General features: G+C 43.0%; 10 protein-coding genes. 7 read left to right on the forward strand and 3 right to left on the reverse strand.

The genetic code is table 11. The features are described 5' to 3' along the window. Positions 1 to 537: 537 nt before the first annotated feature. From A3G19_RS03125 to A3G19_RS03135, 3 genes are all read left to right on the forward strand, one after another. Positions 538 to 1,722: an outer membrane protein transport protein gene (locus A3G19_RS03125; RefSeq protein ID WP_294870509.1), complete on the forward strand. Its 1,185-nt coding sequence runs from the start codon at positions 538 to 540 to the stop codon at positions 1,720 to 1,722. A gap of 226 nt (positions 1,723 to 1,948) precedes the next feature. After that, entirely contained in the window at positions 1,949 to 2,899 is a 951-nt protein-coding gene (locus A3G19_RS03130) for a hypothetical protein (protein ID WP_294870511.1), read from the forward strand. Beyond that, a complete protein-coding gene (locus tag A3G19_RS03135; protein ID WP_015654737.1) occupies positions 2,896 to 3,729 on the forward strand; it encodes a hypothetical protein in 834 nt (277 codons plus the stop codon). The genes A3G19_RS03130 and A3G19_RS03135 overlap by 4 nt, the downstream gene beginning before the upstream one ends. Positions 3,730 to 3,800: 71 nt before the next feature. Here the strand turns inward: A3G19_RS03135 and A3G19_RS03140 are convergent, their stop codons facing one another. The 3 genes from A3G19_RS03140 to A3G19_RS03150 are packed head-to-tail and all read right to left on the reverse strand — an operon-like array spanning position 3,801 to position 5,807. Next, positions 3,801 to 4,841, reverse strand: a complete 1,041-nt coding sequence (locus A3G19_RS03140) for an Mrp/NBP35 family ATP-binding protein (protein ID WP_294870513.1) — start codon at positions 4,839 to 4,841, stop codon at positions 3,801 to 3,803. After that, positions 4,831 to 5,205: a hypothetical protein gene (locus tag A3G19_RS03145; protein ID WP_015654735.1), complete on the reverse strand. Its 375-nt coding sequence runs from the start codon at positions 5,203 to 5,205 to the stop codon at positions 4,831 to 4,833. Before A3G19_RS03145 ends, A3G19_RS03140 begins: the two co-directional genes overlap by 11 nt. Further along, positions 5,202 to 5,807, reverse strand: coding sequence for a hypothetical protein (locus A3G19_RS03150; RefSeq protein WP_294870515.1), 606 nt, complete (start codon positions 5,805 to 5,807; stop codon positions 5,202 to 5,204). Before A3G19_RS03150 ends, A3G19_RS03145 begins: the two co-directional genes overlap by 4 nt. A 304-nt stretch (positions 5,808 to 6,111) precedes the next feature. Here A3G19_RS03150 and A3G19_RS03155 point away from each other — a divergent pair, with 304 nt between their 5' ends. The 4 genes from A3G19_RS03155 to A3G19_RS03170 form a co-directional block, all read left to right on the forward strand. Beyond that, positions 6,112 to 7,233 carry a rhodanese-like domain-containing protein gene (locus tag A3G19_RS03155; protein ID WP_294870517.1) on the forward strand — a complete coding sequence of 374 codons (1,122 nt, stop codon included), beginning with the start codon at positions 6,112 to 6,114 and terminating at the stop codon, positions 7,231 to 7,233. Positions 7,234 to 7,243: 10 nt separating this feature from the next. Then, complete coding sequence (locus A3G19_RS03160) at positions 7,244 to 10,156, forward strand: molybdopterin-dependent oxidoreductase (RefSeq protein ID WP_294870519.1); 2,913 nt, start codon at positions 7,244 to 7,246, stop codon at positions 10,154 to 10,156. A 9-nt stretch (positions 10,157 to 10,165) separates the two neighbouring features. Then, the gene (locus tag A3G19_RS03165) at positions 10,166 to 11,263 is read left to right on the forward strand and encodes a 4Fe-4S dicluster domain-containing protein (protein ID WP_015654731.1); all 1,098 of its coding nucleotides are present in this window, start codon (positions 10,166 to 10,168) and stop codon (positions 11,261 to 11,263) included. Beyond that, positions 11,263 to 12,228 (forward strand): ethylbenzene dehydrogenase-related protein (locus tag A3G19_RS03170; RefSeq protein ID WP_294870521.1); only part of this gene is annotated, 966 nt, incomplete at its 3' end. The genes A3G19_RS03165 and A3G19_RS03170, both read left to right, overlap by 1 nt.

The raw sequence follows: 12,228 nt of genomic DNA on the forward strand, positions 1-12,228 counted from the left end.
TCCCATTCCGAACCCGGAAGCTAAGACCCTCATCGCTCATAATACTGCATCTTTCAGGTGTGGAAACGTAGGTCGCCGCCTGGCCTCAGATTTATCCTTCTTTCAACTTCTTCTTAAATAATCATCATTTAATTTATTACATCTTGATAAAACAATCCTATATTGACTTGTAATACCCTCTTTTTTTCATTCTCTGTTTTTAATCTCTATTTCATTCCTTACTGAGTATCACAAATATGTCACGCAATGTGTTACATTATTGCACAATGTGACAAATTCGTTATTTATTCATTTACTTACATAAAAATCACGATTTACAACTTATACTCCATAAATGAAGAAATTCTACTCTTTTTGACGCTTTATTGCTGATAAGTAAAAGATATAAGTCGTCATATTACAGATATGATCTCTATTATAAGAAAATACAATAATGTGATAGTTTCGTGTTAAGTTTCGATTAATTTTATCAGACCTATAATGGTGGTGTAAGCGAGCTGATCCAAGCTCAATCTATAAACTTATCGAGGAGAGTTAATGAAACGTTCAATCAAAATCGCGGTAGCTGCTGCCATCGCTCTTAGTGCTACATCTGCATTTGCAACAAATGGGGATAATCTGATCGGTGTTGGTGCGAAAGCACGCGGTATGGGTGGTGCCGGTATTGGTATGTCTCATGGTGCAGAATCAGCGCTTGCGAATCCTGCAATGATTTCTACGGTAAAAGGAACTGAAGTATCTTTCGGTGGAACCGTCTTTATGCCTGATGTTTCTACAGACACTGGCGCAGGTATGAGTGCTGGCTTTATTAGTAGTGATGCTGATCTGTCAGTAATTCCAGAAATAGCAATTGCACAGAAAGTATCAGATAATTTTACCTGGGGTATTGGTATGTATGGTACTGCTGGTATGGGTACAGATTATCGTGATGAAGCTACAACAACCGGAAACTTCAATATGGTGACAAATCTTCAATTGATGCAGTTTGCTGTTCCATTGGCATATAGTACAGATGGTTTTACGGTTGCAATTGCTCCAATTATGCAATACGGATCATTGGATATTCAATATCGAACCGGTGCTGGTGCTACGGGAACAGGTGTAGCTCAAGATCTTGGTATGGGTTACAGTCTTGGTGCAAGTTATGGAATGTCAAATTTTACTTTGGGTGCAGTATATAAATCAGCAATTGATATGACGTATGACAAAGTGTTGAGCACAGCTGGAACAGGGTTCGGATTGACTCTTGCGGATAATCTTGAACAACCTGCTGAAATGGGTGTAGGTGCATCGTATAAAATGGGTGAACATACATTTGCTGTTGATTATAAAAAAATCAAATGGTCAGATGCAAATGGATATAAAGATTTTAAATGGGAAGATCAAAACGTTTATGTTATTGGTTATGAATATGATGCTGGAAATTGGGCGGCACGCCTCGGTTATAACCATGCAAGTAGCCCAATTAAAGAGCAATCAAGCGCTGGTACCGGCCATGTATTGAACGTATTAAATCTTCTTGGCTTCCCAGCAATTGTAGAAGATCATTATACTGTTGGTGGAACATATGAGTTTAGTAAAACAACATCAGTCGACCTAGCATACTCTTATAGCCCAGAAACGGAAGAGTCTTTTGGTGCAACTGGAGCAGGTCTTGCAGGTAATGTTAAAACAAAACATAGCCAAGATGCAGTGACAGCACAACTTAACTTCAACTTCTAAGAAGTTTTACGTCATCCTGAACTTGATTCAGGATCTCAGGATTGCGGATTCAGTCCGCAATGACGAAAACCATGATTCACAATCCATTCACTTTTCTCAGCGATAATTAGAGTTCACAGATCATGAATTGTTATTATCGTTTTTTTGATGTCTTTGTGATAAAATAACTCTTACATTCGTAAGGGCATAATTACGGCTCAAAAGCGATTATACGGAGGAGAATCTTATGTTTAACAGACTATTACTAGGTGCGGCGGCACTATCGCTCGCAGCGTCAATGGCATTTGGTGCCCAAGGGGCAAAATTTTATATCGGTGACGGCGATAAAGAAAAAGCGTATATGGATATGGTTAATAATAAGATCACAACCATCGGCTTTGTCCTCTCAGACCCGCATGAGCGTATTAATGATGCGTACAAAACCAAATACGGCGGGACAAATCTCGATAATCTCGGATTTTTCTCGGTCACTAAAGATGCGGCAGTGGGACCATTGCTTATGAAAGAGCCGAGTCTGGGTGGATTCAGTCCATTTAATCTCCATGTTTATAAAAAACAGAGTGAAGATAAAACCTATGTAGGTCACATCACACCGGAAACTATGCTTGATATTACCGGTGTTAAAGATGCTGATGTACGTGCTAAATTTATCGCAACGTTTCCTGAACTCGATGCGATGATCGAAAAAGAGATCGGATCTAAAGTTCAGATCGTAGAATACAGTGCTCTTCCGGCGAAACCTATGATGACATTTGAGCTTACGTTTGAGCGTGGTGCGAGTTTGGATGCTTTCATCGCTGATTTCCAAGGTAAATTTGAAGAAGTATTTGAAGCCAATCAATATATCATTGCAGGATATAAAGATATTAAAGGCTCAATGAACGATGCAAATATTGAATTTGGCCGTTTTGATGCATATTGGGTTTATTCTCTCTGTCATTTTAAATTCTCGGAAGGGATTTTTAACCAAGGCCGTCCGGATGCAGGTGCTTTAGCACCATGTTCAATGTACATGTATGTTGAAAAAGGGTCAAATAAATTGATGATCGGTATGCCGCGTCTTGCGACTTGGACAGCGGTTATGGGGATTAAAGATCAAAAAATGAACGATTCAATCACGGCGCTTGACAAAGAGATTGTAAAAATTATGACTGAATTGGGAGCAAAAGAGCTATGAAAAAATTCTATACACTACTCATGAGTGCACTTGTTATCGGATTTTGCGGCTGCGCGGGAACTTCTCCTGAAGCCGAAGCAGGCGTAAAAGTTGAAAAAGTGGTTGCAACCTATAAAATTGCTTCGTACGTAACGGTAGATGAGGCAAAAGCAAAACTTTCTGCTGGTGGTTTTGATGTAGTCGGTACGTATAAAACCGATTCGGGAACATCTGTGCTTTATACCAATGCCGCAATGAAAGCAATGGCAAATAAACCATCACGCGGCCTTGCAGCGGTAGGACGTATTTTGGTGGATGATGAGCGTAAACAAATCAGTATCGCCAATCCGGTTTATTTCGGAAAAGCATTTATGCAAAAAGAGTATAACCACGCAGTTGCGTCGGCAACACTTGCTTCACTCGGAAAAGCATTTGGCCCATTAAAAGAGTCAACCGACAAATGGGAATTTGATGGATTAGCGGGATACCACTTTATGGTTGGAATGCCGTATTATGAAGATATGAGTGTTGTGGGTGAAGGTTCTACCGCTGATCTGGTAGCGAAAGCACAAAAAGCCAAAGGGACCACGGCCGTTGTAAAACTCGGGGATGACCGTTATGTTGCTTTTGTTGATTTAGAACGCCGCACAAACGGATTTGTAAAAAAAATCGGAACTCAAAACGGACAATTGCTTCCGTGGGCAGTATTGATTGAAGATGGTAAAGCAAAAGCACTCAGTGCGAAATATTTTATCGCGATCAGTTATCCGTTGCTTACAATGACTGAATTTATGACGATTGCAACCGTACCGGGTGCGATTGAAAATGATTTGAAGAAGATTTTTAAATAAATCTACCTTGTCACCCTGAACTTGATTCAGGGTCTGAGAGATGCCGAATCAAGTTCGGCATGACTGCTTTTTTATACTTTAAACTTCACCGCTTTCAACATATTCTCTACAATTTCACGATAATAACTTTTCAATTCATCGCTTCCCAAAACAACCGGCGGTTCACCGTTATCGCTCCCTTCACGGATGTCCATATTGAGAGGAATCTGCCCTAATAAGGGGATGTTATAACGCTCCGCTAATCGTGCACCGCCGCCGCTTCCGAAAATATCATAACGTGTTCCGGTATCAGGAGCCACAAAATAGCTCATGTTTTCCACTAATCCCGCCATCGGGACATGGATGTCTTGGAACATTCGGATAGCGCGGCTGACGTCATCACTGGCTACGAGTTGTGGAGTAGTAACGATTACCCCCGCAGTGATAGGAAGTTCTTGCGCCATGGTGAGTTGGATATCACCGGTTCCCGGAGGCATATCGATCACCATAAAATCGAGTTCTCCCCACTCTACGTCTTCAAGAAACTGGATGAGTGCGGAGACTGCAACGGATGAGCGCCAAACGAGTGGAGTATCGGACGTAGGGGTAGTGAGTGCAACACTCATAATTTTAAGGCCGTAGTTTTCACTCGGGATGATTTTATTATCATCACTCCAGCGGATTTTTTCCAAATCGGTGTTCGTGAGACGGGGAACGTTAGGGCCATAAACATCGGCGTCCAAAATACCTACACGGTATCCTTTTTGAGCCAGAGCAATGGCGAGATTGACGCTCACGGTACTTTTACCGACTCCCCCCTTACCGCTTGTAACCGCAATAACATTTGCAGCATACGGTGCACGGTTATTCGGGTTGGCACTGTTTCCGTAGTTGGTGTCTTTTTGTATTTGAGCTTTTTTTGTGATATTGAGGGTGGCAAATTGTTCACTAAAAGAGGATTCAATGGCTGATTTTACGGTGAGATACGAGTCGTCACTAACGGTTAGAAGCTCGATATCTGCATGAGTGCCGGTTACTTTGACTTCGGAAATCAGTTTGAGTTCACCGAGGCTGCGGCTAAGGCCCGGATACGGGAGAGACTGGAGTGCATCGGTTAATTCTTTAGTGTTCATACGGATTTCCTCTCGCTTCACGAGCCAACAGGGCTTTTGTTCCGTTGGCTTTTTGTGCTAGTTTCGCCAGTGCGGCTCGCGACGACGGGTATTCTAGGCTTAAACGATGGCATGTATTAATACGTTCGTCAATCAGAGTGTTTAACGATGCGATAACTCCTTGAAGTGTACCGATTTTGTTCGATTCATTGAGTAAATCTTTGATAAGCATCTCACGTGAATGCATTCGAAGTTCTAATCCGTTAGCGTTGCCAATAGCAATGAAATCGGTTGCGCTGAGATAAAGACCTGAGAAAAAAGTGTTTAGAAAATGGTTTTCTAAGGTCATAAATTGGCTGCGTTCTTCAAAATGGCGTTTTTTCATTCACGCTCTCCCAAATTGGCATGTGCCGCTTTGACAACATCGGGATCGTTATCGCCCAGAAGGGTCGTGATAATCTCTTTAGGAGCTGAACGGTTTTCAGCCAAACGCATCCGAACCATTTTATCGTTATCATCACATAAAATTTTGAGCAATTTAGGAGGGGTGTTCGGATTGCCTGAAAGACCGTCACGGACAATTTTTTCATCGCTAAAGAATTTTTCCAATACATCACTCGGTGTTGAAGGGTTAGCAGCAACAAGCGCACGTACGAGATTGATAGAATCGGTTGCGAGGTGGCGAAGCACTTCAACCGGCGTATGCGGGTTTTTGGCAACGGCCCAGCGTGCTCCCATATCAACGGGGTTACTAGCGATATCAATCAAAAGTTCAACCATGATAGGGCTGTACTCACGTTCACGTTCATAGACAGAAGTACGTAAGGATAGGTTCATTGCCACTTGCCCTACGAGTTGTTTATCGGCTTTAAAAGCATTATAGATGGATTGTACCCCTTCGATAGGAAGAGTTTTGTCTTCGAGAAGTTCGATTAATGTTGCGGTATCAGAAGCCGCAATAGCATTGCGAAGAGCAGTGTCAGCCATAATTATTTCCTTTCATATTATTGTGATAAAAATAATCGTCATACTATCAAAAAGTGATTAAAATGTAAGTATTAGTTATAGCATGTAAGTCAAAAAAAAGGGTGAGCTGTATAAGAAAACGTAAAATAACGGGCAATCATGCTTTATTTCGATTTTGTGATAAATATGTAACAAATTGTAATGCTAGTGTGTATCAAAAAAAGTAATTTACCGTTTATTAAGAGTCTCATCTCTATAATGGAAGCGGTAATTCCGTAAATTAACGCACCAATGTGTGCAGATTCAAATAGAAGAAGGAGCACGGATGAACAGATTGCTAAGAACACTATGTGTTGCGGCATCACTGTCGGCATCGACCGTACTAATGGCAGCCGATGGGTATAAGGATAATAATATTCTTATCTCTGCCGAAGAAGCGGTCAAGCTGATTGGTAATCCAAAAGTGATGTTCGTATCGGGTGATAACGAAGATATTTATAAATTGGGCCATATTAAAGGGTCGGTTGAGATGTACGCTCACCACCTTCACCATTCAGAGATTGATGGTGAGATGCACTGTGCACCCCTTTATCGCTGTATCGATGATGCCGAACAGACAATCGGTAAAAAAGGGATCAGCAATGATATGATGGTTATTGCGTACGATGACTTCAAAGGTCCGAATGCAACGGGTGTGTATTCATTTTTTGACAGCTATGGTCATAAAAATGTAAAAGTACTAAACGGCGGGCGTGCGGCTATGATGGCGGTCGATCCGGCTCAAAAAGAGTACGATGCATTGAACAAAGATCTCAAAGCAGCTAAAAAAGCAGAGAAAGATGCAAAAGAAGCACTTAAAAAAGAGGGTGCTGACAAAGCTTCTCTTGATGCTACAATTAAAAAATCCTCTGATGATGCAAAAGTACTTAGTACAAAAATGAAAGAGGTTGAATCTCGTCTTCTTGTCGTCAAAGGGGATGAAGTTGTAACGCCAAAAACCTATAAAATTGATCCTAAGAAAATCAAATGGAATGTTATCGCGGATAAAAATGAAGTGAAACACGCGATGGAAGATATCCTTAAAAACGGTAAAAAATCCAAATACGTTATTATCGACTCACGCGGTATCGGCGAGATCGTCGGTGAACGTAAAATGGATAACGTTGCACGCGGCGGGCACGTTCCGGGTGCAACATTTATCGAGTGGAGCCAAATCTCTGATGCTGATAAAAAGCTCTCTTTCAAATCAGCGGCTGAGATTCAAAAAGTATACGATAACTATGGTATTACACCGGACAAAACAATTTACGCATACTGTCACGTAGGTGCGGGACGAAGTTCGGAACATATTACGGCACTTCAATTGTTGGGTTACAAAAACGTCAAAGTATTCACAGGAAGCTGGGATGTTTGGGGTAACGACATGAACCTTCCGATTAAACGATAAGGCTAAGACTATGACAAAAGTAATGAACAATCAACGCCGTGACTTCCTGAAAGTTTCAGGGATGACGGCAGCGTTAGTAGCCTCACAAGGTTCACTATTCGCTAAAACCAATGTAATGTCAGTTGAAAACGGTAAAGAAAATTATCCGAATACCAACTATACTGAAGATATGTATCGTAACGAGTTTTCGTTTACTTATGGGAAGAAAGAGGAACACGGGTTTGCATACCACTGTGTTAACTGTCAAGGTAACTGTGCTTGGGAAGTTTGGTCTCATAACGGTGTTGTAACCCGTGAGAACCAATCGGCTCGTTATCCGGTAATCAATGCAAAAATCCCTGACTTTAATCCTCGCGGATGTAACAAAGGGGTACAGCATTCACAAGTTATGTACCAAAAAGATCGTATTCTTTACCCGATGGTTCGTGTCGGTGAACGCGGTGAAGGTAAATGGAAACGTGTTAGCTGGGATGAAGCGGCTGAGCGTGTATGTCAAGAGATTTTCAATTGTATGACTGATCCTGAACGCGGTCCGGACAAATTGATGGTTCACGCCGGTACGGGTCTTCTTACTGAAGGTCGTCGCGGTGCGCCATTGCGTTTCTCGACACAGCTTGGTGCGATTCGTATTTACCCATCATCCTACCTCGGAGATATGTTCTCGGGTGCGGCGATTGCGTACGGTGAAGGTAACCTTGGTTGTACATGGGATTTCATGTATAACGTCGATACTGCGGTAATGTGGGGCGGAAATCCATCGGTTTCTCGTATCCCGGATGCTCACTTCGTGTGGGAAGGGAAATACAACGGGGCAAAAATCATCACGATTACCCCAGAGTTCAATGCAACGGCTAAATCATCCGATCTTTGGATCCCGATCAAAGCCGGTTCAGATAATATCCTTGCAATGGGTGTTATCAACGTTATTTTGAACGAAAAACTTTACAAACCAGAGTTTATGAAAACCTTGACCGATCTTCCGTTCTTGGTTGATACTAAAACTCAAAAAATGATCCGTCGCACCGACATGGAACATGCCGCGAATGATGAAGATCATCACAAATACAATGAAGAATTCTATTGTATGAATAAAGCAACCGGTAAAGTTGCATTGATGCCGGGTACTGAGGGGAGCAGTGAGAAATCACTCCGCCTTGATGATCACGGTATTGTTCCTGAACTCGAAGGGTCATGGACAATTAAAGATATGCACGGGCACGATCGTAACGTGACCACGGTATTCGAAATGCTCAAAAAATCAGCGGCAAAATTCAGCCCTGAATCGATCCAAGAAGTGACCGGTGTTCACCCTGATACGACTCGTCAGCTTGCACGTGATATCGCGATCCCTAAAGTCGTTGAGATCACAACCGGATTCTCGTTGAACAAATATTTCAACGGTGTAATGACAATTTGGAACATCGCTTCGATCTGTGGTTTGACAGGACGTATGGGACCATACGGCGGGATTAATACGGAAAATGAATTTACCCTCTCAGGTTTGGGTGCACTTTCTGGATTTAGCGGCAAATACAACGCACGTTTCGGATCAGGTTTCGTCGGTGAGTTCGTATTTGGTGACGGTATGAAAACGTTTGATCAATACTTCGGCGACGAAGACGTTAAACGCGCTCAAAACGGTATGTCTAAAAAAGAGTACATGGCGGTATTGGGCGAAATGCTTAAATCAGGTGAAAACGATAAAGTGAACCAAGCGTCTAAACACGGTAATGTGAATAAACCGTGGTGGCAGCCCGATTGTGCTCTTATCGTAGCCGACTCAAAATTCCGTCGTAACAAAGGGAATGAATATCGTAAAGCGTTCTTGAACAAAACGAAATTCTATGCGTATGTTGATTACCGTATGTCTGAAGCGGCACAATATGCTGACATCTTGCTTCCGGCGAAATCACACTATGAAGTGTATGACCTTCGTACTTCTCCGGGTTATCACCGTTTCACCAATTTGGCTCAGCCGGTTGCAAATATCAAAAACATCGGTGAATCGATGGATGAATGGTCAATGTTCACTTTCTTGGCTAAGAAAATGGAAGAGTTGGCAAACCGTTCCGAAAACATCTCTAAAGCAAAAGTTAAAGATCATCCGAAATTCGCGAAACCGGGTTTCCATGATTTGACTATTTTCCACAAAGAATTTACCAACACCGATGCCGAGTCTGAGGGTGCGGGTGAAGTCTACCTCGGAACCGATAAAATGGCAGTACAAGCGGCATTGGAAAAATGTGAGCAGTATGAGCCGTGGACGATGGAGAAAATGTACAAAGTGGGCGGTTTCTTGCTGATCAATGAAAAAGCGGCAAAATCATCTCCATTGTATTCTGACCGTCCGTTTAACTCGAACGAAGACCATTTGTATAAAATGGAGCGTTTAGAGACGGTTTCAGGTCGTCAAACATTCTACGTTGACCATGAGATGTACATCAAAATGGGTGCGGCAACCAACACAGGTATGGAAGGGATTCGTCCGCAGTCGAAAGACTATCCGTATGTGTTTATGACACCGCATGCTCGTTGGTCTATCCACTCGAACTACAAAACGTCACGTACGTTATTGCGTCTTCAGCGCGGCGTCCCTGCAGCACAAATTAACCGTGTGGTTGCAGAAGCTAAAGGGATTAAGGATGGTGAAACTATCCGCATTTACAATGCTCTCGGCGAGTTCTATGCGATGGCGAAACTCTCTTCATCTGCACCGGCAGATGGGTTGGTTCTTGAGCATGGATGGGAACCGTACATGTATTTGAAAAACAAAGGGCACAATGAAGTTGTACCAACGTCATTGAATCTGCTTGAGATGGCTGATGGATGGGGGCACTTGAAATTTGGTGGCCTATGGGATGGTAATCAGTACGCTTATGATGGCGCCGTGAATTACGAAAAAGCAAAAGACGTACAGTATTAAGGGGTTTAGATGTCTAAAAGACAATTAGCAATGGTAATGGACCTGAACAAATGTATCGGGTGCCAAACATGTACCGTAGCATGTAAAACGCAATGGACGAACCGTAACGGTCGTGAATATATGTATTGGAATAACGTTGAGACCTATCCAGGTACCGGTTATCCAAAAAACTGGATGGAACTTGGCGGCGGATTTGACGCTGCAGGTGACCTTCAGCCGGGTGTAATCCCTAACCTCGAAGCCGATTACGGGGTACCTTGGGATTACAACTACGAATCATTGATGGGCGGACAAAGCGACAGCAACCATTTTCATCCGCACGTTTCTCCAACATGGGGACCGAACTGGGATGAGGACGAAGGTGCGGGTGCATTCCCGCAAGACAACTATTTCTTCTATTTGCCGCGTATTTGTAACCATTGTACAAATCCGGGCTGTTTGAGTGCGTGTCCTCGTGATGCGATTTTCAAACGTGAAGAAGACGGGGTTGTATTGGTTGACTTGGATCGTTGTCAAGGTTACCGCTACTGTATCGCGGGATGTCCATACAAAAAGATCTATTTCAATCCGAAAATCTCTAAATCAGAGAAATGTATCCTTTGTTTCCCACGTATTGAGCAGGGCTTGCCACCGGCATGTGCGCAACAATGTGTCGGACGTATCCGTTTTGTCGGATTCTTGGATGATGAAGAATCGCAAGTCCACAAATTGGTACACAAATACAAAGTAGCGTTGGGTCTTCGTTCAGACTACGGTACGCAACCAAACGTATACTATATCCCTCCGACCGAATCTCCGGCGAAATTTGACGCTGAGGGTAAAATCATCGAGGGCTCAACCCGTCTTCCGATTGGCGAACTTGAAAAATTGTTCGGACCGGAAGTTCATGCTGCGATTAAAACACTTAAAGCGGAGATGAAAAAGCGTAAAGAGACCGGTGTAAGTGAGCTTATGGATCTATTGATCGCATACCAACACTCCGATATGTTCCGTTTGGACAACAACTACTACCAACAAGTAGCGAAAGAGAATAAACGTAACCCATTGGCTCCGGTCGATACACGTTACATCGCCGGTAAGTTTACAAAAGCTGGAGGACACCACTAATGAAAAAGCTTCTTACAACTATTCTTTCATTGGGTCTTGCCGCTTCTGCGGCACTCGCGGCTGATCCCGCGATTACAGCACTAAAAGTATCTGAACCTTTGGATACGATTAAAGCTGATTCGGCTGTATGGTCAAAAGCAAAGTTTGAAACCGTAATGCTTTATCCGCAAACCGCAATCTATATGAACGATAAAAAAGCCAATTCGCTTCCTGAAAATGTAAATCCGAAAGCAAAAAAAGCACAGGTTGCTGCCCTTTATGATGGCAAAAACATTGCCTTGCTTGTTAAATGGGCTGACGGTACGAAAGATGTGCAATCGAATGTCTCGACAACCTCTTACAGTGACGGTTTTGCCGTTCAATTTGCTGGGGTAACGAAAGTACCACAAGTACTTCCATACATCGGTATGGGTTCAACCGGCCGTCCGGTAGTCGTACACCTCCAAAAAGCAATGGAGAAAGTGTACGAGCCAAACGGTAATAAAGACGTTGCTCATCAGATCAATCGCCAGCAAACGGGAGTATTTGGTCAAGAACTGGCTGAATTCGACGCGAAAGTGGCAGCTTTGGCAAATCACGACTATGAGAAAGTTTTTGTCGGTGAAGGGTACCGTTCTTTGACCGAAATCAAAGACGGTTCTGTCAAATCAAGCTCAGCTATGACGTATACAGCGAACGGCTGGAGTGGAACACTGAGCCGTCCTCTTAAAGACGCATATGTAAACTTGAGCGGTACCGTTCCTGTATCGATCGCCGTATGGGACGGTACAAAAATGGGACGTAACGGTATCAAAAACTTAAGCCCATGGATTGCTATTAATCTTGAGGGGCAAAAATCGAATGCAGCAATGCTCGCCGAATTGTCAACTGATTCAAAAGGTAATGTGGCAAAAGGTAAAGAAGCGGCTGCCGCAAACGGATGTAACGGATGTCACCAAATCGAGACGGTTGATCCGACGTCATTT

This window comes from Sulfuricurvum sp. RIFCSPLOWO2_12_FULL_43_24, assembly GCF_001829605.1.
Classification (GTDB): Bacteria; Campylobacterota; Campylobacteria; order Campylobacterales; family Sulfurimonadaceae; genus Sulfuricurvum.